The organism is Streptomyces sp. NPDC028305 (assembly GCF_055569495.1).
Genome location: NZ_JBVHTN010000008.1, coordinates 246355 through 269156, shown reverse-complemented (window position 1 = coordinate 269156; position 22802 = coordinate 246355). Strand labels below are relative to the sequence as shown.

General features: G+C 70.1%; 16 protein-coding genes and 2 pseudogenes. 4 read left to right on the top strand and 14 right to left on the bottom strand.

What is annotated here, in order from left to right; translation table 11 throughout:
• Positions 1-22: 22 nt before the first annotated feature.
• Complete coding sequence (locus tag ACZ4WQ_RS34565) at positions 23-928, top strand: LysR family transcriptional regulator (protein ID WP_398375609.1); 906 nt, start codon at positions 23-25, stop codon at positions 926-928.
• Here ACZ4WQ_RS34565 and ACZ4WQ_RS34560 read toward each other — a convergent pair.
• The 7 genes and pseudogenes from ACZ4WQ_RS34560 to ACZ4WQ_RS34530 form a co-directional block, all read right to left on the bottom strand.
• Positions 906-1088 (bottom strand): annotated as a pseudogene (locus tag ACZ4WQ_RS34560) (amine oxidase); the annotation flags it as partial. The gene ACZ4WQ_RS34565 and the pseudogene ACZ4WQ_RS34560 overlap by 23 nt on opposite strands.
• Positions 1089-1121: 33 nt before the next feature.
• Positions 1122-2392 (bottom strand): annotated as a pseudogene (locus tag ACZ4WQ_RS34555) (RNA-guided endonuclease InsQ/TnpB family protein).
• A gap of 317 nt (positions 2393-2709) precedes the next feature.
• Positions 2710-3438 (bottom strand): GntR family transcriptional regulator, encoded by a 729-nt coding sequence (locus tag ACZ4WQ_RS34550; RefSeq protein ID WP_311730494.1) that lies wholly within the window; start codon positions 3436-3438, stop codon positions 2710-2712.
• 48 nt (positions 3439-3486) lie between these two features.
• Positions 3487-4488 carry a C-terminal binding protein gene (locus tag ACZ4WQ_RS34545; protein WP_398375608.1) on the bottom strand — a complete coding sequence of 334 codons (1002 nt, stop codon included), beginning with the start codon at positions 4486-4488 and terminating at the stop codon, positions 3487-3489.
• Positions 4489-4496: 8 nt separating this feature from the next.
• Complete coding sequence (locus ACZ4WQ_RS34540) at positions 4497-5357, bottom strand: isocitrate lyase/PEP mutase family protein (protein ID WP_311730496.1); 861 nt, start codon at positions 5355-5357, stop codon at positions 4497-4499.
• A gap of 49 nt (positions 5358-5406) precedes the next feature.
• Positions 5407-6798, bottom strand: coding sequence for an MFS transporter (locus ACZ4WQ_RS34535; RefSeq protein WP_398375606.1), 1392 nt, complete (start codon positions 6796-6798; stop codon positions 5407-5409).
• A 34-nt stretch (positions 6799-6832) separates the two neighbouring features.
• Positions 6833-7642: an SDR family NAD(P)-dependent oxidoreductase gene (locus ACZ4WQ_RS34530; protein WP_398375605.1), complete on the bottom strand. Its 810-nt coding sequence runs from the start codon at positions 7640-7642 to the stop codon at positions 6833-6835.
• Positions 7643-8007: 365 nt separating this feature from the next.
• Between ACZ4WQ_RS34530 and ACZ4WQ_RS34525 the strand changes: the two genes are divergently transcribed.
• The gene (locus tag ACZ4WQ_RS34525; RefSeq protein WP_385345870.1) at positions 8008-8385 is read left to right on the top strand and encodes a DUF2255 family protein; all 378 of its coding nucleotides are present in this window, start codon (positions 8008-8010) and stop codon (positions 8383-8385) included.
• 21 nt (positions 8386-8406) lie between these two features.
• Here the strand turns inward: ACZ4WQ_RS34525 and ACZ4WQ_RS34520 are convergent, their stop codons facing one another.
• Positions 8407-9453 (bottom strand): LacI family DNA-binding transcriptional regulator, encoded by a 1047-nt coding sequence (locus ACZ4WQ_RS34520; protein WP_358847866.1) that lies wholly within the window; start codon positions 9451-9453, stop codon positions 8407-8409.
• A 236-nt stretch (positions 9454-9689) separates the two neighbouring features.
• Here ACZ4WQ_RS34520 and ACZ4WQ_RS34515 point away from each other — a divergent pair, with 236 nt between their 5' ends.
• Positions 9690-9905, top strand: a complete 216-nt coding sequence (locus ACZ4WQ_RS34515) for a hypothetical protein (protein WP_385345872.1) — start codon at positions 9690-9692, stop codon at positions 9903-9905.
• Positions 9906-10037: 132 nt separating this feature from the next.
• Entirely contained in the window at positions 10038-12836 is a 2799-nt protein-coding gene (locus ACZ4WQ_RS34510; protein ID WP_398375602.1) for a helix-turn-helix transcriptional regulator, read from the top strand.
• A gap of 37 nt (positions 12837-12873) precedes the next feature.
• Here ACZ4WQ_RS34510 and ACZ4WQ_RS34505 read toward each other — a convergent pair whose 3' ends face one another.
• Genes ACZ4WQ_RS34505 through ACZ4WQ_RS34480 form a run of 6 tightly spaced genes read right to left on the bottom strand, consistent with a single transcriptional unit; the run spans position 12874 to position 22801 of the window.
• Entirely contained in the window at positions 12874-13707 is an 834-nt protein-coding gene (locus ACZ4WQ_RS34505) for a class I SAM-dependent methyltransferase (protein ID WP_385345876.1), read from the bottom strand.
• Positions 13700-15070: a cytochrome P450 gene (locus ACZ4WQ_RS34500; RefSeq protein WP_398375600.1), complete on the bottom strand. Its 1371-nt coding sequence runs from the start codon at positions 15068-15070 to the stop codon at positions 13700-13702. Before ACZ4WQ_RS34500 ends, ACZ4WQ_RS34505 begins: the two co-directional genes overlap by 8 nt.
• A 44-nt stretch (positions 15071-15114) precedes the next feature.
• Positions 15115-18234: an NHLP bacteriocin export ABC transporter permease/ATPase subunit gene (locus ACZ4WQ_RS34495; protein WP_398375598.1), complete on the bottom strand. Its 3120-nt coding sequence runs from the start codon at positions 18232-18234 to the stop codon at positions 15115-15117.
• A 4-nt stretch (positions 18235-18238) separates the two neighbouring features.
• The gene (locus tag ACZ4WQ_RS34490; protein WP_385345882.1) at positions 18239-20539 is read right to left on the bottom strand and encodes an NHLP family bacteriocin export ABC transporter peptidase/permease/ATPase subunit; all 2301 of its coding nucleotides are present in this window, start codon (positions 20537-20539) and stop codon (positions 18239-18241) included.
• Positions 20536-21351, bottom strand: coding sequence for a biotin/lipoyl-containing protein (locus ACZ4WQ_RS34485; protein WP_311730507.1), 816 nt, complete (start codon positions 21349-21351; stop codon positions 20536-20538). Before ACZ4WQ_RS34485 ends, ACZ4WQ_RS34490 begins: the two co-directional genes overlap by 4 nt.
• Positions 21335-22801: a SagB family peptide dehydrogenase gene (locus ACZ4WQ_RS34480; RefSeq protein WP_361192310.1), complete on the bottom strand. Its 1467-nt coding sequence runs from the start codon at positions 22799-22801 to the stop codon at positions 21335-21337. Before ACZ4WQ_RS34480 ends, ACZ4WQ_RS34485 begins: the two co-directional genes overlap by 17 nt.
• Position 22802: the final 1 nt, after the last annotated feature.

The following is a 22802-nucleotide window of genomic DNA, read 5'->3' as shown; positions in this document are numbered from 1 at the left end:
CGTGCGGGTATCGTGGCCGGTGATGGACCTTCGCTCGCTGCGCTACTTCGTGGCCGTCGCCGAGGAACGCCACTTCGGGCGCGCCGCGGCCCGTCTGCACATGACCCAGCCGCCCCTGAGCCGGGCCGTCAAGCAGCTGGAGAGCGAGCTGGGCACACCGCTGCTGCACCGCTCCGCCACGGGGGTCACCCTCACCGCGGCCGGAAGCGCGCTCTACGACGAGGCGCGCACGCTGCTGGACCGGGCGGAGCAGGCGCGCGCCCGGGTCGCCGCCGCGGCGGGCGCCGCCACCATGACCATCGGCACGCTCGCCGACAGCGCCGAGCAGGCCGGAAACCGCTTGGTCGCGGCCTTCCGCCGGCGTCACCCCGATGTCCAGGTCGGCATCCGCGAAGCCGACTTCACCGACCCGACCACGGGCCTTCGGGCCGGTCTCGTCGATGTCGCGCTCACCCGGGCTCCGTTCGACGACACCGGGATCAGCACCCATGTGCTGCGCTCCGACCCGGTCGGGGTGGTGCTGCGCGCCGGGGACCCGCTCGCCCGCCACGCCACGGTGCGGCTGCGCGATCTCGCCGAGCGCCGGTGGTTCCGGCTGCCCGACGGCACCGATCCCCTCTGGTCCGCCTATTGGGCCGGCGCCACCTCCCCCGGTGAGCGCCGGGACGGGCCCGTGGTCCGCACGGCCCAGGAGTGTCTCCAGGCCGTCGCCTGGAACGGCACGGTCGGGGTGATGCCCCTCGGGCACACCCTGCCCGAGGGGCTCATCACCGTGCCGCTGGCCGACATGGCGCCCAGCCGTCTCGTGGTCGCCTGGAACACCGAGGGCGCCGATCCGCTCGTCCGCTCGTTCGTCCGCATCGCTGTGGCCCTCTACCGCTCGGCGGGCCCTACTGCCGGACGGTCTACGGCAGACGTATCGGCCTGAGCTCCTCGAAGCGGTCGCCCGGCCCCGGGTTGGCGGCGGTGGTCTTTCCGCCCAGCTGGCTCATCACGCCCCAGACGGCGTTCAGCCCGGTGGTCACCGCGCCGTCGGCCCAGCCGCCGGTCCAGAAGACATCGTCCCCGCACAGTTGAAGTGTTCTCCTCCCTTCGGCAAATCCCAGGAAGGAGATTCCCGCCTACCTTGCAGCGGCGGGCTTGACGCCGGGTGAGCGCCTGACGACTGCCCTCCCGGCAGCCGGGACGAGCGCGAGGCCCATCCGGTACAGGTGCAAGACGTTCCGGGCGGCGCTCCAGTCGGCGTTGCCCGACCAGCCGCAGCCGGGGTTCTTGCACACGAACACGGCCTGACTCTCCCGGCTGCCCGGCGTGAAGAAACCGCAGGCTGAGCAGCGCTGGGAGGTGCCAGGGGCGGGAACCTTGTGCAGGTGCCGCCGAAGCGGGCGGCCTTGTACGCCAGCATCGTCACCGTCCGGCCCCATGCCTCCTGGCTGATGGAGCGGTTCAGACCGGCCTTCTGCTTGACGTTCTTCCCCGGCTCCTCAATGGTGCCCCGGGCACTCTTGGTCATGTTCGCGATGTCCAGGTGTTCCACCACGATCACGCCGTACCTCCTGGCGATCTCGGTGGTGGTCCGGTGCTGCCAGTCGGTTGCCCGTCGCTTGGCTTTCGCTCGGAGCTTGCCGATCTGGTCGTATACCGCCCGCAGCCGGTTCGAGGACCGCTGTCCGGGCTCGCGGTGCTGCTTGAGACGGGCGGCCCACCGTTCCAGGCGGAGCAGCTTGACCTTCTCATCAGGGTTGAGCCACTTATCCCGGTCGGAGGTTCCGTCTGGAAGACGAGGCGGTCGCCCGTGGTCCTGGTGGTTGCCGTCCGAAAGGGCGAGGGGGATGTTCACCCCGGCATCAATGCCGACTTCCGGTCCCTGGTGGAAGGCGGGTGGGGACTCCCGAGTGGTGATACGGAAGGCGATGTGCCAGCCGAGCGCATCCTTCACGAGGCGGGCTCCGGTGATGCGGTTGTCGGTCTCCGCCTTCTTCCCTACGGGCAGGTCACGAGTCCAGCGGAAGCGGACACGGCCGACCTTGGGGATGTTGACCACGCCCCAGCGGCGGTGCACTCGGGTGATCTGCAAATCCCGCCCCTGCGGGATGTCCACGCTCATCACCGACCGGAAGCGGGCCTTGAAGTTCGGCTCCTGGGCTCGACCCTCCCAGCGGTTCTTCCATGCCTGGAAGTATGTCTTGAGTACCGCCTGCGCGGCCTGCGCAGGCAGGACACCGAGCCAGTCGATCTCCTTGCGAGCCTGCCGTATCGCCGCGTCGGCGGCGGCCAGTGTTCGCTTGTCCTTCGACAGCATGGTCCACCAGGCGTGCAGGCAGTTCCACATGGTGCGGGCCGCGTGCGCCTGGTCGTCGATGAGCCGGATCTCAGCAGAGCTAAGCACCAGCCGGGCACGGTGCCCGAACTGCCGTCTGTCCAGGCGGCGTTCCGAGGTCACGCAGTCACTATACCGTTCGACTTATGCCGTCATGTTGCGATGCAAATCCTGATATACACAAGCGCCGTCATGTTTGTCCCAGCTCGGCCGACACCGCCGCGCCGAACGCTCCCGCAACGGTCCCGTACAGCTGGCTGACGAACTTGCAAGCCACATCCAGGCAACGGGCCCTGACCTGAGGGCGCGCGGAGGGACCTTCCTGGTCGTTCGCCGATTCTCTGGCTCTTTCGGGACCACCCCGTCGCGCACTACCTGGCCGGAAAAGCTCAGGTGGACAGGCCCAGTTTGCGGCGCAGGCCCTGCGTCTTGGACTCGGCGCCGCGGGCGGCGCGGGCCCGCAGGGCCTTCAGATAGTTCTCGCGCGTCCGCATGATGTGTGACTTCAGGATCTCCTCGAGCTCGTCCGTCCGGCCCGCGGCGAAGATCTCGACGATCCGCTGGTGCTCGTCGAAGGAGCGCATGGGTTCCGTGGCGGCGAGAAAGGTGAGGTGGACGCGGAGGGCCGAGACACGGGCCAGGCTCATCTGGTAGGCGTCGCTCAGATAGCGGTTGCCGCACTGGGCGAAGAACGCCTCGTGGAAGGCCGTGTCGGCGGTGTTGTAGGCCTTGGTGTTGTTGTCCGCCAGGGCCTCGGTCATGGTGGCGACGGCCGTGCGCATGGTGGCGAGGGCGGCCCCGGGGTTGCGTTCGAGGGCCAGCTGGGCGGCGCGGACCTCCAGGGTGGTGCGGTATTCGCACAGCTCGAAGATCTCGTCCTCGGTGGGCTGGAAGACATACGTGCCCGACTTCGGCACGACCTCGACCAGCCCCTGGAGCTGGAGCATCCGCAGCGCCTCGCGCACCGGGGTGCGGCTCACTCCGAGGGCGGAGGCGAGTCCGTCCTCGGAGAGTGCCTCGCCCAGGTCGAAGTCGCCGTCCACGATCGCCGCGCGGAGACGCCGGGCCACGTCGGAGGCCAGCGACGAGGACTTTCTGCCGCTCGTCGTGTGTGCCATGCCCCTCCCAGCGCTCACCGCAACTCCGTCCCGCAGATCTCCCAAACGCTACCGTATCGCCGGATCCGGCCCGGCCAGTGGCGTGGCGGGGCTGACCTCGTGGTTGACGAGATAGGTGGGCAGCCGCCCCTGGGCGACGTCCACCACGTTGCGGGCCGTCTTCGTCCGGATCTCGATCTCGGAGTCCTCCGAGTACCAGGCGGTGTGCGGGGAGAGGACCACGTTCTCGCAGCGGGCCAACGGGTGGTCGGGGCCGATGGGTTCATCGGCGAACACGTCCAGCCCGGCGCCCGCGATCCGCCCGGTCTCCAGGACCTCGATGAGCGCGTCCTGGTCCACGACCGGTCCGCGTGCCGTGTTCACCAGGCAGGCGGTGGGCTTCATGGCGGCGAACTGCGCGCGCCCGATCATCCCTTCGGTCTCCGCGGTCAGTGGGGCGTGCACGGACACCACGTCGGACTCGCGGCAGAGGGTGTCCAGATCCACCAGCCGGACGCCGAGCGCCGCCGCGTGGGAGGGGTCGGCGAACGGGTCGTGGGCGAGGACCGCCATCCCGAAGCCGGCCAGCTTCTCGGCGAGCAGCCGCGGGATGCGGCCGAACCCGACCAGCCCGAGCGTGCGCCCGCGCAGCCGCCGCAGTGGCCCCGCCACGGTGTAGTCCCAGGTGCCCCGGCGGATCGCGGCGTCGTAGCGGTGCAGCCCCCGGGCGAGGGTGAGGATCTGGGCCGCGGCGTGGTCGGACACCTCCTCCAGGGAGCCGTCCGGCACATTGGCGACGGCGATGCCCGCCTTGGTGGCGGCCGGGACGTCGATGGTGTTGAGCCCGATGCCGTAGCGGGAGATCACCCGGCAGCGGGTGAGGCTCCTGATCACCTTGGCCGTGACGGGGGCGTACTGGTTGATGACGGCGTCGGCGTCGGCGCAGACCTCGATCAGCTCGTCCTCAGTGGTGGCCTGGGCCGGTACGAGGGTGAGCCCCGCCGCCTCCAGGACCTGCCGCTCGGGCTCGAGGTCGGCGAATTCGTAGTCGGTGACGACCACTGTGAACATGGCGGCGATCAGCTCCCGTAGCGATGGTCGAGGTCCTGGTGGAAGCCGAGATCGACGAGGTCGCTGAACTCGGCGTAGGTGTGCTGGGCCGGGCCGCCCGCGGGGGTCCCGGCCGCCCGCAGGTGGTCCAGGGCGTCGGCGACCGCGCGGGTGGCGGTGAACAGCGCCGTGACCGCGTAGAACACCATCGAGAAGCCCATGTCGGCCAGGTCGGAGGCGGTCAGCCGGGTGGTCTCGTTACCGTCCACGATGGACACCACCTTGGGGCCCTCGATGGCCTTGGCGACCGCCTCCACCTCCTCGATCCGCTTGATGCCGTCGACGAACACCAGGTCGGCGCCGGCGTCCTGGTAGCGGCGGGCGCGGCGTACCGCCTCCTCGACCCCGGCGGCGGGGAGCGCGTCGGTGCGTCCGATGACGAGCAGGTCGTCCGCGCCACGGGCATCGACGGCGCAGGCGAGCCGGGCGGCGCTCTCGTCCTCGGGCATCAGCCGGATGCCACTCATCTGGCCGCACCGCTTGGGGGCCACCTGGTCCTCGAGGTGGATGGCCGCCACCCCGGCCTGGATGTACTCCCGTACGGTGCGGTGGATGTTGGACGGGCCGCCGTATCCGGTGTCGGCGTCCGCGATGACCGGGATGGACACCGCGCGGGTCATGTTGCGGGCGTGTTCGGTCATCTCGGTCTGGCTGAGCAGCCCGATGTCGGGCGTGCCCAGGCGGCTGGCCGTGGCTCCGAAGCCCGTCATGTAGACGGCCGGGAACCCGGCGGCCTGGACGAGGCGGGCCGTGACGGAGTCGGGCGCGCCCGGGGCCAGGACGATGCCGGGGCCGTCCAGGAGGGACGCGAGCGACGTGGCGGCTGACAACGGTCGGCTCCTTGTGTTGCGGGACGTTGCGGGTGGGTGGCGGGGGGTGTCAGCGGGTGGTGGCGGGCGCTTCGGCCGCGGGCGCCGGCTCGGCTCCCGGTTCGGCTCCCGCCTCGGTTCCGGCGCCCGGCTGCCGGGCCGGGCTGCGCCACAGGAGGATTAGCACGGTCGAGACCACCAGGGACACGACGGGGATCAGCAGGCCCGCGGTGACGGTGGAGCCGTCGGTCTCCTTGCCGACGAGGTACGGGCCGATGAACCCGCCGAGGTTGCCGATGGAGTTGATGGTGGCGATGCCGACGGCGACATGGGTCTTGGAGATGCTGTCGGTGGTCAGCGACCAGAACGGCGGGAGCCAGGCGAAGGCCCCGACCCCGGTCACCGCGAGCGCGACCACCGCGGGCCCGGGGTGGTCGCGCAGCGCGATCACGCCGGCGAGGCCCACCGCCGCGAGGGCGAGCGGCACGGCGACCAGGTACTTGCGCTCGCGGACCCGCTTCGACAGCCGCGCGTTGATCAGCAGCGCGATCGCGGCGCAGATATAGGGGATGGCCGCGACGAAGCCGATGTTCGTGGCCGAGTAGTCGGGGTTGATCTGCTTGATGATCAGCGGCAGGAAGAGGTTGAACCCGTAGGTGCCGATGGCGAGCGCCAGATGGGTGGCGGCCAGGTGCAGCACCCGTCGGTTCTTCAGGGCGGTGAGCTGGGCCCGTACGCCCTCGTCGTGGCCGGTGCCCTGCTCGCTCTCCAGCGAGGTGTTCAGCCAGTCGCGGTCGGCGAGGTCGAGCCAGCGGGCGGTCGCCGGGGAGTTGGGGAGGAAGACGAAGGTCACGACGGCCATCAGGATCGCGGGCACGCCGGTCAGGATGAACAGCCAGCGCCAGCCGGGCAGCCCGAGCCAGCCGGTGTGGTCCAGGATCAGGCCGCCGAGGAGCCCGCCGAAGATGAACGAGATGGGCTGGGCCAGCACCAGCCAGCCGAGCGCGACGGCCCGGTCGCCGGAGCGGAACCAGGTGGTCAGGTAGACGATGATGCCGGGGAAGAAACCGGCCTCCGCGACGCCGAGCAGAAAGCGCATCACGTACAGCATCTGCACGTTGGTGGTGAACCCGGTGATCACCGTGATGATCCCCCAGGTCGCCATGATGCGGGCGAGCCAGGCGCGGGCGCCGAAGCGGCGCAGCAGCAGATTGCTGGGCACCTCGAAGAAGAAGTAGGCGATGAAGAAGATCGAGGCGGCGAAGCCGTATGCCGCGGCCTTGATGCCCAGATCCTCGCCCATGCCCAGCTGGGCGAAGCCGATGTTGGTGCGGTCGATGTACGCGATGACGTAGCCGACGGCGATGAGCGGAAGGATCCGCCACGAGATGCGCGAGACGGCTGCCCGTGCCCCGGCCTCGTCCAGCGTCGTGGTGGTGGTCCCGCTTGGTGCGTGTGTCATGTGCTTCCTCGATCTGGCGGGGATGAGGGGCGGCTCAGCTCATGATCAGGCCGCCGTCGATATTGACGGCCTGGCCGGTCATGTAGTCGGAATCGGGTGAGCAGAGGTAGAGGGCGAGGCCCGCGACGTCATCCGGCGTCTGCGGGCGGCCCAGGGGGACGGCGGCGGTACGGCGCTTCCACGCCTCGCCCTCGCTCCAGCCCTCGGCGGCGGCCCACTCCTGGTCGATCTGGCGCCACATGTCGGTCTCGACGAGGCCGGGGCAGATGGCGTTGACGGTGATGTCCGGGGCCAGCGCGTAGGCCGCGGTCTGGGTGAGGCTGATGACCGACGCCTTGCTGGCGCGGTAGTGGGGGGTGAGGGGGGCCATCGGGCCGGCGCCGTACCGTCCGGCGATCGACGACATGGTGATGATCTTGCCGCGGGGGCGGTTGGCGGCCAGGGGTTCCTGGGCGCGCATCCGTGCGGCGGCGGCCTGCATGGTCAGGAAGGTCCCCTTCACATTGACCGCGAAGGTGGCGTCCCAGTCCTCCTCGGTGATCTCCGGGAAGGGCTTGACCTGCACGATTCCCGCGTTGCAGACCATGACGTCGAGCCGCCCGAGCCCGCCGGCGGTGCGCCGGACCATCTCGGCGCAGTCGGCGGCGCGGGTCACATCGCCGGGTACGGCGAGCGCGGGCCGGCCGAGCGCGGCCACTTCGGCGCGTACGGCTTCGGCGCGGGCGGCGTCGCGGTCGATGACGGCCAGGTGCGCGCCCGCCGAGGCGAGCCGCAGTGCGATCGACCGTCCGATGCCGCGCCCGGCACCGGTGACCGCGATACAGAGACCACTGAGGTCTGCCACTCTCGTCCCTTTCGTCGAGGTGTCCGGCCGCGTCAGCCGGGCCGTTCGAGCTGGGACACTAGAGAAACGAGAACTGGGATACAAGACTTGTGTACTAGATAATTTCGGAGTCGTCCCCGGTCAGGCGGGGGGCCCAGCCGCCCATGGGGCGTCCGGAACGGCCCGGCGAAGGCTCAAACCCGTGGCACCGGGGGTGTTCTGACGTCCACTCAGCAAGCGGCGTCCGGGGCGGCCCGGCCCGATGAGCAACCCGGCGAGAAAGACACGACGAAAGAACGCATGATGGAACTGCCGAAGCAGCCGCCGACCACCACTGCCCGCCGCATCACTCGTACCGCGAAGCGCACCCCGAAGGAGACGAGCCGATGACGACATGGACGAACGACGAGCTCAGCAGGATCGAGACGTCGGACGAACTCCAGATGGCACCGCTCCGGGGCGACGGAACAGCGCGCCCGGCGGTGCCGATCTGGGTCGTCCGGGACGGTGACGACCTCTACGTCCGCTCCTACCGGGGCAGCGGCGGCACCTGGTACCGCGCTGCCCAGTCCAGCCACGCGGGCCACATCCGCTCCGGCGGCGTCGACAAGGACGTCACCCTCACCGAGGAGACCGACCCCGGCCTCAACGACCGGCTCGACGCCGCGTACCGCTCCAAGTACAGCCGCTACAGCGCCACCTATGTCACCCCCATGGTGGCGGACACGGCGCGCGCCACGACGCTCAAGCTCATGCCACGCTGATCACACCCCGCCGTCGGTGTGTCAGTGGCCGCGCGGCGCGGCGACGCTGTCGCGTACCACGATGTGGGTGCCGAGCAGATGGTGGGCGCCCGCGGCGTGTTCGGGGTCGCGCAGGGCGATGCGCACGGCGGCGCGGCCGAGTTCCTCGGCGGGGGTGCGGACGGTGGTCAGCGGGGGGTTGAAGTCCTCGGCGAGCGGGATGTCGTTGTAGCCGACGACGGAGATGTCGTCGGGGACCCGCAACCCCGCCTCGGCGATGGCGCGCAGCGCCCCTGCGGCCACCATGTCGTCCCCGGCGAACACGGCCGTGAACCCGGCCCCGTCGCGGAGGAGTTCGGCCATCGCGCGGTGCCCGGCGGCGCGGCCCAGGCCGCAGTCGACGACGTGTGCGGCCTCGGGCGGCAGCCCGTGCTGTGCGAGGGCGGCCCGGTAGCCGGCGACCCGTGCGTCGAGGGCCGTGTTGCCGGGCAGCCCGCCGAGGAACACGATCCGGCGGTGGCCCGCGGAGAGCAGATGTCCGGTGATGGCATGGGCGCCGGCCTCGTTGTCGAACTCCACGACGAGCGCGGGGATGTCCGGGCCGGGCGCGGGCCGCCCGCACAGCACCAGCCGGGCCCCCGCGGCGTCGAGGGCCTGCGCGTAGTGGGTCACCCGCTCGCGGTAGGCGTCGTCCTCGACCACCCCGCCCACCAGGATCACCAGCCGGGCGCCCTCCTCCCGCATCAGCTGGACGAACTCCAGCTCGCGCTCCGGGTCGCCGCCCGTGGTGCCCACCAGGCACAGCCACCCGCGCCCGGCCGCCTCCGCCTCCACGCCCTCGGCGACCTGTGCGTAGAAGGGGCTGGTGACCTGGCGCAGCACGACGGCCACCATCTTGCGGCCGCCGCCCACCAGGGCCCGGGCGTGGGCGTTGGCGACATAGTCCAGGGCCCGTGCCGCGCGCAGGACCCGGGTGCGGGTGGCCGGCGGGACCGGGTAGTTCCCGCTCAGCACGCGCGAGACCGTGGCCACGGACACGCCCGCCCGCTCCGCCACCTCGCGGATCGTGACCCGCCCCTTCGCCGCCATCCCGCTCCCCGCTCTCTTCGCCTCGTACGTGTCCGCGGCCATTCTGTCCCGCCGATCGGCCGGACGGCCCATCGGACGGCATCGGCCCAGGGTCCGGCTACGCATGGCGACGAGCCGGGGTGGACCGCCGGACACCGTCCTCCCACGAATCACTGGAAAAGACGACGATTACCCCATCCACCTCACAACCGAAATGGCCTATTTCGCGCTTCTTGACGTGAAGGGTCACCAATACGATGGCGCAGATCATCAATCGGGGGAGAAGTGTGTTGCGTGAGCGATCGCCATACCAGCTGCTCCATCCCGGTGAAACGACCGGTGATGATGAAGCCACCTGGAGCTGTTCTTCTGTTGCCCCGGGCACCCTGAACCGCTGGGCCACCTCGATCGGCCCCGGCCGGTGCAAGATCTATTCAGACCGGACCGTGACCGCGAATGGCTACCGCTGCTGAAGCGTGCCGCAGGAGACCGTGGTCAGGCAATTTCCCGCGACGTATGCGTGGGCTACCGGGCGGCCGTGGTGCGGGGCAAAGGCCGCGCCGGACATTTTCTTGACGTGAAAGGAACAGAGGCGAGGAGGGGGCGTGCAGCCTGAACGTGTGTCGGAACTCGCGGACCTGTTATCGCGCGCACGCAGTGCCAGAGCAGGCATGGGCAATGCCGTCCTGGTCCGGTCCGTCTCGGGAATGCACTGTTCCGCACTACTCGGCGAGGTGGCCGAACGCGTGCGGCGCTTGGGCAGCGTAATCCTGAGCCTGTCGTGTTCTCCTTCGGACGCTCACCGTCAGTTCGCCGTCGTCCGCCGGCTCAGGGCCGCCTCGCTCAAGGTCGCCGGCAGGGATGAAAGCATCGAGGGCGAGGAACCGCTCAACGGGATACCCGAAGGCACCGGCCCGTTCGACCATCAGCTCTTCGAAGCCCTGTGGGAAGGCTTCACGCAGGGCGCCCGCCGGCATCCGCTGGTCGTCATCGTCGATCACATCCAGTGGATGGACGAAACCTCGCTGCGCTGTTTCGGCTTTCTGATGCGCCACCTGAACAACCTGCCGGTCTTGCTGATCCTGGCTTACCGTACGGACGAAACCCCGGTCGACCGCACGCTGATCGACGACATGACCAAGTGCGACCGATGCCAGTCCCTCACCCTCAGCCCGCTCTCCTCGCACAGCGTGCGCGACGTGGTCGAGACCGCCTATTCCGGGCAGGGCTGCGATAACGAGTTCGTGCAGGCCTGTGCCGACGCCACCCACGGACATCCCTCCCGCCTGGAGAAGCTGCTGGCGTCCCTGACCGCCGAATTCGTGCCCCCTCGGGCGTCACAGGTCGAGCGGGTGCGGCGATGCGGTGAACGGCTCCAGGCCGAGGCCGCCGCCGACCGACTGCTGCGCCAGCCCGCCAACCTCCAAGAGGTCGCCGAGGTCGCCGCGGTGCTCGGCGAAGAAGGCGATTGCGCGGTGATCGCAGACATGCTCAACCTGTACGGGGACACGATCTGGGGACTCACCGCGGAGCTGACCCGGGTGGGGGTCTTTCGTGCGACGGGCACCCCCGAGCGGTACCGCTTCAGCAATGCCGAGCTCAGGAAGTTGATTCACCGGGACATGCCCGCCGATGCGCGGCGCGCGCTGCACATGCGGGCCGCCCGGCGGCTGAACGATCTGGGGGCGCCGCTGCCGCAGGTCGCCGAGCACCTGTTGCAGGCCGACGTAGCCGAGGACGCGTGGGCGTGCGGTGTCCTGAAGAATGCCGCGGATGACGCCCTGAAGGCAGGCGACCCCAAGACATGTGCCGAGTACGCGTGGCGTGTGCTCCGGGACTGGATTCCGGAGGAGGAACGCGCTGAGGTGCTCTGGCTGCTGGGCCGCGCCGAGGTGCTCTTCGCGCCCGCGGCCGCCGACCGCCATCTCGACGAAGCGGTCCGCCTCTTCTCCGATCCGGAGCGCCAGGCGGCGGCGATCGTGGAACGCGCCTACGCACGGGTCCTGCGGCAGGGCAGTGCCGAGTCGGCTCTGCGTCCTCCTCGCACCGTGCTCGCCCATGTCGACGAAAAGGCGTTCGCCGAGCTCGCCGATACGGAACTGAGTCTGAGCCTGCAGTCCCTGACCAGTACGGTCCCTGCCGAGGGAAGGGCGCCGGCCCTGGAGGCGCTCGACCGTCCCGCCCCGAGCCACACACTCGGCGTCACCCCCGGCGAGCGGGGGCTGCTGGCAGCCATCGCCGGCGATCTCGCCTGCAAGTCCGAGCCCCGCGACGTCCCGCTTGAGCTGGTGCAGCGGGCGCTGGCGGGCGAGCGGCCCGCTGACAGCGCTTCGATGGTGCTGCTGCTGCGATGTATCACCGTACTGACGTGGGCAGGGCATCTGCGTGAGGCCCAGCGCTGGGCCGATCACATGCTGACCAGAGCGCTGGACCAGGACGCCCTCTTCCCCCGGGTGATCGCTCATTGCCGGCGCGCCGAGATCGCGGTGCGGATGGGAGATCTGCCCCTGGCGCTCACCGAGGCCGAGTGGGCGCTGACCCTCACCACTGCCCATCATGAGGTGAAGAGCTGCCATGCCGTCGCGGTGACCGAGGTCGCCAGGGTGCGCGGGGCCATGGGGCACTACGAGGAGTCCGTCGGCCTCCTGCAAGGACTCCACGACCTGCCCGCAAGCGCCCTGGGCATTCGGGGTGTGTTCCGCCTGCACTCGGGTGACCTCCGGGGCGCACTCGCCGACCTGATGGAGTGCGGGCACCGGCTGGAGGCCCTGGAGATCGTCAACCCCGCTCTGAGCGCCTGGCGCAGCTTCGCCGCGCTGGCGTGGAAGCGGCTTGGAAACGACGCGGAGGCCCGTCGGCTTGCGGAGACGGAGGTTGAACTGGCCCGGCGCTGGGGCAATCCCGCGGTCATCGGCCAGTCGTTGCGCTCGCTGGGGGAAGTGAGCTCGGGGGCGGCGGCGGAGCGCGCGCTCACCGAGTCCGTGTGCCTGCTCGAGCAGACCGACGCCCGGCTCCAGCTGGCGCTTTCACTCGTCGCGGCGGGCCAGGCGCAGGGGCGCAACGGTTCTCTCGCACATGCCCGGCAAGCGCTGCACAGGGGAATGCTGCTCGCCGAGGAGTCGGGCGCGCAGTGGCTCACCGCCGAGGCGCACAAATCGCTGCTCGCCTCGGGGGGACGGCTTCGGCGCATCCCGGTGTCCGGGCTCCCGGCCCTCACCCCGGCCGAGCGTCGCATCGCCATACACGCTGCCCGGGGGAGAACCAACAAGAGCATCGCCGATCTGCTGCACATCACCCCGCGCACCGTTGAGGTCCATCTCACCCATATCTACAGCAAATTGTCCATACCTGGACGGGACGCCCTGCCCAACGCCCTGGGCGCGGTGTTGCGTCACGAGTGCTGAGGCCTGCACCCGGTCCTGACGGCATGCGGTTCCGGGCCTACCGGCGCCCCACCACGGCGAACCCCAGCAGCAGGACGAAGCCGTCACCGGCCACGAAGCTCTGCCAGGCGGTCATCGCCCGGAGATACGCCGTCATACTGACCGCGCCCCGCTCGACCAGCGGCAGCAGCCGCTCCGGGGACAATTGCGGCGCCAGGGCCGCAAGCCCCACTTCGTCGCTGGTGTAGGCGAACGGTCGCACGGTCACGTCCGCGTAGCCGGCGTCCCTGAGCACGCGGGGCAGTCGCCGGGCGATCAGCCGGTCCCCTCCGGCCGAGGACTGCGCCGCACCGAGTGCACGGTACGCCTCTTGGGACAAACCCGACAGGTCGGGCTCCGCCGCCCCCCACAACCCGGCATCGATGTCGATCACGGCAAGGTGCCCGCCCGGCCGCAGGACCCGGCGCAGCTCCCGTGCCGCGGCGACCGGCTCCCGCAGGTGCTGGAAGACGTACCGCGACAGCACCAGGTCGAACGTCGCATCCGCGAAAGGCGTGTCGCCGATGTCGCCCAGGAACAGCTCCGGTCCCGCTCCGGCTGCCCCGCGAGCGCGCGCCCGGTCCAGGAGTCCGGGGTGCACGTCAAGACCGACGACTCGGGATCCCGGCAGCGCGGCGCTCAGTTCGGCGGTCACCGCGCCGTTTCCGCAGCCTGCGTCCAGCACCGCCCCACCGCCGGGGGGCGCCAGGGGCTCGAGGATTCGCCACTCGTGATCCCAGGTCAGCGCGGCCTGGCGGTCCAAGCGCTCAACCTCCTGCTCGAATCCGCCCAGTTCCCTTTCGGGGCGGTAGCTGCGAGCGCCTGGCGTCACCGGCTGTCCCGCCTCACCCATGGCACCGCTCCACCTGCATCAGCAGACCGTCACGCGGACGCAAGGTGACCAGCGCCTCGGGGACGACCGTGGTGCCGGGTGCCCGGGTCAGCCGGAGCCGCTGCAGGACGACCGTGAGGACGAGCATCGCCTCCGTCGTGGCGAAGGCCTGCCCGATGCAGACCCGGGGGCCACCGCCGAATGGCAGGTACGAGTGGCCCGCTCGGCTGTGCCGGCGCTCGGGCCGGTACTCCTCGGGCGCCTCCCAGTACTCCGGATGCCGGTGCAGCGTCCAGGGGCTGATGCACACCAGCGTGCCGGCGGGGATTCGGAGCCCGCCGAGGAGGTCGTCGTGCACTGCGAGCCGGGAGATCAGCCACACCGGCGGGAACAGGCGGATGGCCTCGTCGAGACACTGCCTGGTGTAGACCAGATCGGGCAGGTCCGCGGCGGTCGGCAGCCGGGCACCCACGACCCGGTCGATCTCGGCACGAACCCGCCCTGCGTGCTCGGGGTAGCGGTCGAGCAGGTGGAGCGTCCAGCTGAGGGCCTTCGCGGTGGTCTCGTGACCCGCCATGACCATGGTCAGGACCTGGTCGTGCAACTCCTGGTCGGAGAGGGCGTCGCCGTGCTCGTCCCGGGCGCCCAGCATCGCGTCCAGCAGGTCCCCGGGGTGCCCATGGGGGCCGGTCAGCCGCCGGGCCCCGATCATGGTGCCGACCACCCTGTCCAGGAAGCTCTTCGCGCCCGAGTACGCCCGGAGCCGGGCCCGGAAGTCCTCGTCCTCGGGCGGGGTCCCGTCGAAGTGCCCGATGAACCGGTTGATGTCGTCGACCGCCTGCCCGAAACCGCGGCCGCCCGCCGTCAGTTCGGAGCCGAGCAGCGCGGAGGCCACCACCCGCAGGGTGAGTGCCGTGAAGTCGTGGTCCACCCGGACGGCATCGCCCCGGTCGGCCGCCCCGCCCCAGGCAGTGGCCAGGTCGAGAGCCGCCTCGACCATCAAGCCGTCGAACGACTCGACCGCCACGCGCCGGAAGGACGGCGCGCACAGCCGCCGCTGCCGTTCCCACTGCGCGCCGTTGCTGGTGAGCAGCCCCTTTCCGAGCAGAGGGGTCAGCATGAAGTCGTCCGGCGTCCCGGCCTTGGTGTAGTTGGTGTAGTTGTCCTTCAGGATGTGCCGGGCCAATTCCGGCGTATTGGCGAACCACACAGTCTGGCCGCGGGTGCGATGGCTACAGAGGTCGCCATATTCGTTGACCAGGTCCTGGAGAAAGGTGAGCGGATCCGCGCGTATGCCGGCCAGTTCCAGGTCCTCCGCCGGCCCTGGGGGGCGGTCGTCGGAGCCGGCCGTCGGGATGGCGTCGGACATGGAGGGGCGGGGCATGACGAGTCTCCTTCGGAACGGGCGGGCCGCGGGGCAGCAGTGGATCAGGACATCTGCCGCTGGACGAGGCGGTAGAACATGCCGCCCTTGTCCTTCAGCAGTTCGTCCGGGCTGCCGGCCTGCACGAGCCGGCCGGCGTCCAGAACCAGCACCCGGTCGGCCCGCATCACCGTCGACAGCCGGTGGGCGATCACGACGCGGCTCGCGTTCAGCCGCCGCATGCTCTGCGTGACGATCTCCTGGGTGCGGTTGTCCAGCGCGCTGGTGGCCTCGTCGAAGAAGAGGATGCGGGGCCGGCCGATCAGCGCCCGGGCGATCATGAGCCGCTGTCGCTGGCCGGCCGACAGCGTCGTCGCCCCTTCGGAAAGGACGGTATGCATGCCCATCGGCATCCGTCCGAGATCTTCGTCGAGTCCGGCCATCTCGGCGGCCTCCCACGCTTCGTCGAGCGAGTAGTTGCCCATGCCGCAGATGTTGGACAGGACGCTGCCGGCGAACAGGTTTCCGTTCTGGAGCACGACACCGCACTGTCGGCGGACGGCCGTCACGTCGAGCGACGACAGGTCCATGCCGTCGTACAGGACCGCTCCGGTGGTGGGCTCGTCGAAACCGATGAGCAGCCTGAGCAGCGTCGACTTCCCGCACCCCGTCGGACCCACGATGGCGACGAACTCTCCGGGCCGCGCCTGGAAGCTGACATCGTGCAGCACCGGCGGCTGGTCGTCGTGATAGCGGAAACTGACGTTGGTGACCTCGATCTCGCCGTACAGGTCGCCGGGCGACTCCTTGGCGGCCGACACCTCCGGCACCTCGGAGATCACCGGTTGCAGGCCGTCGAAGAGCGGTATCACGGCTGACGCCATGGTGACGCTCCCGGTGACCTGTACACAGGCCGCCAGCATCATGCCGTAGGCACTGTTGAACGTCAGGAAGTCGCTGACGGAGAGCTGGTGACTCGCCGGGCCGCCGACGAGCGCGAACAGCAGCAGCGAACACAAGAGCAGGTACCCGGAGTTGAAGACCGTGACCACGTTCTGCAAGCGGCGTGCGCGGGACGACAGCCTCCGGGACTGGGCGAATCCCAGGGCCCAGTGGGAGTACGCCCGGTCCTCCGCCACGGCGACGCGCAGCTTGGACAGACCGCCGAGCATCTGGAAGAGGGTTCCGGCCAGTTTGTGATCATGCTCGGTCAGCCGCTGCTGCCATTTGGTCTGTTTGATTCCCGCGGCCAGGCAGACCCCGCCGCCGGCGAGTGCCAGGGCCAGCGCCATCAAGGCCAGTGGGACGCTGTAGAAGAACAGCAGACTCAGGTTGGTGACGAACAGCAGGCAGCCCAGCACCACCTGGTTGGTGATGCCGGACAGCACATCCCGGATGGTGCTCACGCCCATCGCGGAATTGCTCAGCTCTCCGGTGGAGACCTTGGTGAAGAACGCGGTGGGAAGCCGCAGGAGCCGGTCCCACACCGCGGCTTGCGCCCGCCCCTCGAAGCGCCCTTCCAACCGCAGCAGCGACAGGTTCTGGACCGCCGACAAGACCGCCGAGAACAGGGCCGCGGTGAACAGAACCACGCACACCTGCGTCACGGGCCCCCGATCGGCACGGGGCACCAGGACGCCGAGCACTTTGCCGGTGAGCACCGGAACCAGCAGTCCCAGCAGTGCCGCGGCCAGCCCGAGTCCGACCATCACCCCCGCGTCCCGCGCGCTGCCGCGCAGACCGAAACGGACCAGGGCGCCCCGGCTCAGGGGTTCGTCCGGCAGCGGTGGGTAGAACATCCACGCGGTGTTCTCCAGCCGTGCGGCGTAGGCACGGCCGACCCTCACGCCATTGCCGCCGGGCTCCCGGGCCTCGTACCGGCCCCGCCGCCAGATCAGCGCCACCGGAGTGCGCTTGGTGACGGTGTCGTCCGACGGGCCCCCCGGTCCTTCGGTGGTATCCGGACCGAGGTGGGCGAACAGCGGCCCCAGGTCCGTTCGCCACCATCTGCCGTCCAGACGGATCTGCCGGGTTCGGAAACGTGAGGACACCGCGATCCGCTCCACGGGGCCCAGCCGCGCGTCGGATGCCTCCGAAGTGGAGGCGCGGGTGATTTCGACGCCCGAGGCCTGCCCGACGATGCGGGCCACCGCCAGATAGGCGTCCTGGTCGGACGGGTCGAAGTCGCCGTCCCCCGACGACCCGAACGGGTCGAGCACAGCTGCCAGAGCGCGTGAGGAGCGCTGCAGCGTATCGGCGTCCAGTTTCCGGCGCTGCCTCATCTCGTGGCGGGCCGTGGACCGCCGGCTGATCATCCGATCGGTCAGCCGTCGCATGAGAAGTCGCTGCTGGGACAGGACTTCGTGGGCGAAGCCCGGGTCGGCCATGACCTCCGCGGTGCGCAGTACGCCCACCACCGCGCCCTGCGGGGAGCGCACCCAGTCCGCCTCGGTGACCAGGAACCGTTTCGTGATGCCCCGGCCGGGCCAGCCCAATGTGGCGAACGGGTCGGAGGTGGACGGCGGGGACGGCGGGGATGGCACGGGCGGTGGGGGCGGTGGTGGCGGCGGTAGGGATGGCTTGGTGGAAGCGGGCCGGGAGCGTGCATCGGCCTCGTTGACGTCGGTCAGCGCCAGTCCGACGGAACCCTGGAGCACCTGGATCCAGACCGCGCCGTCGACCGAGCGTGCCATGGACCCGGCCGGCAGCCGGGTGCGGCGCGAAGGTCGGGACACTCCGTCGGCGCTGTCCGTTTCCAGCGGGACGAATTCCCGCGGCGGCAACTCGGTCCGCACGGCGTCGGCCAGTGCCACGAACCCGGCGTCCAGTCCGGCCGCCAGTTGCGCCGCCAGCCGGCTTCCCGGCCTGCGCGCGGCGGAGAGCGCGTCGACCAGCGTGCAGTCGCGCACGGCTCCGCCGGGCAGCGGTTTGCCGACCAGGATCGGCCCGTCCGACCGGCCGCCGCACAGTACGGTGCCGGTCCCGACGCGGCACAAGAAGGTCCAGCGTCCGCTGTCCTCCTCGCTGACGGCGAAGAGGTCCAGCATGCCCTCGGTGACGAACGACAGCCGCCCGGGGTCGTCCAGCGCGAAGACGCCTTCTCTCCGAGCACCGAGGATCCCGGCGAGCTCGGAGAAATCCATCGCTTCCGAGCCGGACCAGATCGGGAAGTGGGATGTGGTCACTGCCTCACTGCTCCCGGATCAAGTCGGCGTACAGTCCCTCTGCCCCGACAAGGGTGTGGTGTGTGCCGCGCTGTACGACCCGGCCGTGATCCAGTACGAGGATCTCGTCGCTGTCCCGGATCGTCGACAGCCGGTGGGCGATGATCACGCAAGCGCAGCCGAGCCGGCGGAGGTTGTCGTCGATGCGCTTCTCGGTCTCCGCGTCCAGGGCGCTCGTGGCCTCGTCGAGCACCATGACGCTGGGCCCGCGAACCAGCGCGCGGGCGATCTCCAGACGCTGCCGCTGGCCTCCCGAGAAGTTGGAGCCGCCCTCGGCGACGAAGCTGCCGAGGGTCCCCGGCCGGGAGGCCACGACGTCGTAGACGGCCGCGGCACGCAGAGCGGCGACGATCCTGTCGTCGGGGATGGAGGTGTCCCACAAGGTGACGTTCTCCCGGACCGTTCCCTCGAAGAGGAAGATGTCCTGGTCGACGAAGGACACCGCGCCGCCAAGGGTGTCGCGGGCGTAGTCCCGGCGTTCCCGGCCGTCGAAGAGGATCTGACCGGACCATGGCTCGTACAGGCCGGCGATGAGCCGGCTCACCGTGGACTTTCCGCTCCCCGAGCCGCCCACCAGCGCCACGCGCTGTCCGGGCCTCACGGTCAGGTCGAAGTCGCGCAGCAGCGGATCCCCCAACGGGCTGTATCCGAAGGTGACACCGCGCAGTTCCACGCTCGCCACGCTGGTGGGCCGACGTGAGGCCGGAGACGGCGGGTTGGGGGTGGGTGGCGCCGGGTCGCCGAAGGCGGTGGCCAGCGGGAACCGTTCGATGTCCTTGAGCCGGTTGATGTCGGCGGCCACGTCCTGCACCCGCGGCCCCAGGTTGGTCAACTGGGAGACCGGACGGGTGAAGTTCGTCACCAGCGTCTGGAAGGCGACCAGCAGACCGATGGAGATGGCCCCGTCGATCGCCTTGAGACCGCCGATCAGCAGAATGCAGCCGCTGTCCACCGCCGCCAGGAGCGGTGGTACGACGGCGAGCAGCGCGGTGGGAGCGCCGAGGACCTGCGATCCCGACACCACCTTGGCCTGGAAGCCCGCCCAGCGCCCGAAGTAGTCGTTCTCGGTACCTGACGCCTTCATCGTCTCGATGAGCTGGAGGCCGTTGAACGACGCCGCTGTCAGCCGCGCCCGGTCCGCCCGTAGTTTGGTCACCGCGTCGCTGCGGAGCCGTGACACCAGGCGCAGCACCACGATGTTCAGCAGGGCCACACCGACGCCGATCACGGTCAACTCGGGATCGTAGGTCCACAGCAGGATCGCGTAGAAGACCACGAGCAGCGCGCTGACCGCCGCGGTCGCCACGTCCCGGGAAAGGATCTCGGCGACTCTGTCGTTGGAGGTGACCCGCTGGGAGATCTCCGCCGGGTTGCGCTGGGTGAAGAAGACCACCGGCAGGCGCAGCAGGTGCCGGACGACGCGGGCCGAACTTCGGATCGCCGTCGACGACTCCACCCGTAGGAGATGTGCCTGCTGGAGCAGGGTCAGCACTAGGGTCAGCCCTGCGACCACGCCCATCGCCCCGAGCAGCGGTGTGATGAAGGAGTGATCGCCGTTGTTCAGTACCCGGTCGATGAAGGCCCGGGTGAACGCGGGAACCGCCACGCCGGGGACGATCAGCAGGATGCTGGCCAGGAGCGCGAGCAGCAGTGCCCCACCGTTGCTGCTGTAGCGGGCGTACAAGTCCGAGAGGACGCGCGGGGGGCGTCCGCCGCGCTCGAAGTCCGGCCCGCGCTCGAAGGTGAGTACGACGCCGGTGAAGCTGTTGTCGAACTCCTCCATGGTGACCGTGCGCTTCCCGGAGGCCGGGTCGTTGAGGTGGACCACCGGCCGTCCGAGCCGTGTGCCCATGCCCTCGTAGACCACGAAGTGGTTGAAGTTCCAGAACAGGATCGTCGGCGGCCGCAGCTTGCGGAGTTTTTCCACCTCCATCTGCCGTCCGCCGGCCAGCAGACCGTAACTTCTGGCCGCTCGCAGCAGGTTTGAGGCCTTGGCCCCGTCACGGGAGACGCCGCAGGCGGTCCGCAGCTCTTCCAGCGGGACGAAACGCCCGAAGTGACCCAGCACCATGCTCAGTGAGGCCGCGCCGCACTCGACCGCCTCCAGTTGGATCACGGTCGGGGTATTGACGCGCATCCGCTTTCTGGAGCGACCCTCGCGCCGGCGCCGGCCGCTTCGGTTCCCGCGGCGCGGCTGTCCGCTCGCCGCCTTCGGGTCGGCCTTCCGGCCCGGCGTGTGCGGTGGGGGAACGGATCGAGTCGTCATCGCGGCAGCAGCCAATCAATAGGACGCTCACCGGGCAGTCGGCCGATGCCTTTGACCTGGGTCCACGAGTTGATGCGGAACGGCGGTCCGGAATCTGTGGTCCAGCGGTAACCGCTGGGCCTGTGGGTGTCGCGATCCGGGTCGACGGTGATCCGGATGGGACCGCCTTGGTCCAGGAGTTGCGTGGCCAGCAGTTTGTTCCCACCCAGGAAGTCCTGCACCTGCTGCTCGGTCTGGGGAAACTGGTCCATGGCGGTGACCCGACCGCGCATCAGGCCGAACGCCTGCGCGGGAGCCGACGCCACGTCCATGTCCACCCTGTCGCCGATCTTCAGCATGCCCGCCTTGTCCGCGGGGGCGAACAGGACAGCCACCAGGCGGTCGTTCTCACCGTCGGTGCGCTCCACCGTCATGAACGTCGCGCCCGCGGTGACGTACTGCCCGTTGCCGACCAGCAAGGCGATCGCGCGGCCGGAGAAGGGGGCCCGGACGGTCTTGGTGGCTCCTTCGGCGTCGACCACGGTCAGCACCCGATCGCCCTTGGTCACCACCTTCCCGGTCTCGACGAGGACGTTCGACACCGTCCCGCTCTGCGGACTTTCGACCTTGGAAACCCCCAGAGGATGGGTGAGGATGCCCGGCACGTCTACGCTGCGGGCCAGTTCGCCCTGGAAAGACCACACCAGGCCGCCCGCGATGATCGCCCCCACGACTGCCAGCACCGCCCAGGCACGCGGCCGGGTCAGGCGCACGGGGCTGTCCAGGTCATCGGGTTGGCGCAGGTTCTCCAGTGCCTTACGCCGGAACTCCATCGCTGCCCTCCTTTCCACGGCTTCCGAGCAGGAACTCGCCGACGGTCGACTCGCTCTCCCAGGGCACCCCGGAGGCGACGGCGAAGGCGTCGGAGTCACCGCCGCCGAGCCCGCAGCCCGCGAGCCCCATTGCGGTGGCGACGCTGTACATCACCTGGTAGAGCACCCCCACGTGTTTGAGCACCAGGGCGTAACCCATCGAGGAGTACTTCCACATCACCCTCCCGAAGCGCGCCGTGATCAGCAGCGTCACCTGCGGCGGTGAGGACATCTGCGCGGTCGCGCGGGACATGTCGGCAAGGCGGGTCAGCGCCGGCCCGGGCTCGGCGACCAGTTCCAGCCGGTGTTCCTCGGGGTCGTAGTGGTAGAGGCCCGGTGCCACACCGTCCACCTGGTGGATCAGCGGATAGATCTCCAGTTCGTACGCCCGGCCGCCGGACGGGTAGGGCCGGTCGCCCAGTTCCTGCGATCCGTCGTCGTACGTGCCCCGGTTTCGTGCGCTCCGGTACAGGAACTCGCCCAGCTGCTCGGCCGTGAGCGGCGCCGAGCTGTCGTGCAGCCGGAGCGACTGCCGGTCCTCCAGTACCTCGGTGAGGGTCCGGTCGCTCGCGCGCAGCGCCTCCAGGTCCGCCCGGGGCAGCTCCACCGAGCGGCCGTCGAAGGGCGGCCGGACCGAGGGCAGCGGCTCGGCGAAGCCCTTGGCCCAGTACGTGCCGCCGTACGGCAGGTCATGGCGTCCGACGCGAGTACGGCTGTGGAACCACAGCTCGTGCGGCGACCACTGCGCGAAGCGGAAGCCTTCCTCGGCGGCGCCGGTCCGCGGAACCAGAAAGCCGTGCCGGGCCAGGGCGCTCAGCAGCGCGGGGACCGCAGGGTCACGGGGAGCCGGCCCCGGACCCTGCTGTGTGGGCAGCGAGGCCAGCAGGCCGACGAGCGCCGGATCGTGCAGTTCGGCGGCGACGTGCGCCAGCGGCGACTCCAGCACCATGCCCGTGCCGTCGGCGCGCAGCACGGCGAAGCGGGACATCCGCAGCTCGGCCGGGTCGCCGTCATGCCTGAGAACGGGCGGAACGGCGGGGCCGAGCGGACGGAAAGTCAGCACGGGCGATCCCGCGACCTCCAGGGTGGCGGAGAGCCAGCCGCCCGCCCTCAGCCTCCGCAGCAGCTTGGGTATCTTGAGCATGCCGAGCTCGCCCTCGTGGCTCTGGACGACGTCCAGCAGCTCGTCACTGCCGGCCTGTCCGGCGGCGAGCAGTTCCATGACCGCCGCCAGTCCGGGTGTCAGAGCACCCAGCGAGGTACCGCGCTGCCCGATGAAGATCTGGGTCGCGCCGCTGGGGACGGTGACGATCCGAGCGCCTGGGTGAAGCCGCAGGAGTTCACCGACACGCACCGGACCGGGAGCGGGTGGGGGGTTGCTGATGGCGCCGTAGGGATCGGGACCAGTCATG

Bases quoted from the DNA above. Each gene is read 5' to 3' on its own strand.
- ACZ4WQ_RS34520 (WP_358847866.1), bottom strand. From the start codon at position 9,453: ATGGCGGCGAAGGGGCGGGTCACGATCCGCGAGGTGGCGGAGCGGGCG.
- ACZ4WQ_RS34480 (WP_361192310.1), bottom strand. From the start codon at position 22,801: ATGACTGGTCCCGATCCCTACGGCGCCATCAGCAACCCCCCACCCGCT.
- ACZ4WQ_RS34490 (WP_385345882.1), bottom strand. From the start codon at position 20,539: ATGACGACTCGATCCGTTCCCCCACCGCACACGCCGGGCCGGAAGGCC.
- ACZ4WQ_RS34550 (WP_311730494.1), bottom strand. From the start codon at position 3,438: ATGGCACACACGACGAGCGGCAGAAAGTCCTCGTCGCTGGCCTCCGAC.
- ACZ4WQ_RS34545 (WP_398375608.1), bottom strand. From the start codon at position 4,488: ATGTTCACAGTGGTCGTCACCGACTACGAATTCGCCGACCTCGAGCCC.
- ACZ4WQ_RS34565 (WP_398375609.1), top strand. From the start codon at position 23: ATGGACCTTCGCTCGCTGCGCTACTTCGTGGCCGTCGCCGAGGAACGC.
- ACZ4WQ_RS34535 (WP_398375606.1), bottom strand. From the start codon at position 6,798: ATGACACACGCACCAAGCGGGACCACCACCACGACGCTGGACGAGGCC.
- ACZ4WQ_RS34505 (WP_385345876.1), bottom strand. From the start codon at position 13,707: ATGGGTGAGGCGGGACAGCCGGTGACGCCAGGCGCTCGCAGCTACCGC.
- ACZ4WQ_RS34500 (WP_398375600.1), bottom strand. From the start codon at position 15,070: ATGCCCCGCCCCTCCATGTCCGACGCCATCCCGACGGCCGGCTCCGAC.
- ACZ4WQ_RS34485 (WP_311730507.1), bottom strand. From the start codon at position 21,351: ATGGAGTTCCGGCGTAAGGCACTGGAGAACCTGCGCCAACCCGATGAC.
- ACZ4WQ_RS34525 (WP_385345870.1), top strand. From the start codon at position 8,008: ATGACGACATGGACGAACGACGAGCTCAGCAGGATCGAGACGTCGGAC.
- ACZ4WQ_RS34515 (WP_385345872.1), top strand. From the start codon at position 9,690: ATGGCGCAGATCATCAATCGGGGGAGAAGTGTGTTGCGTGAGCGATCG.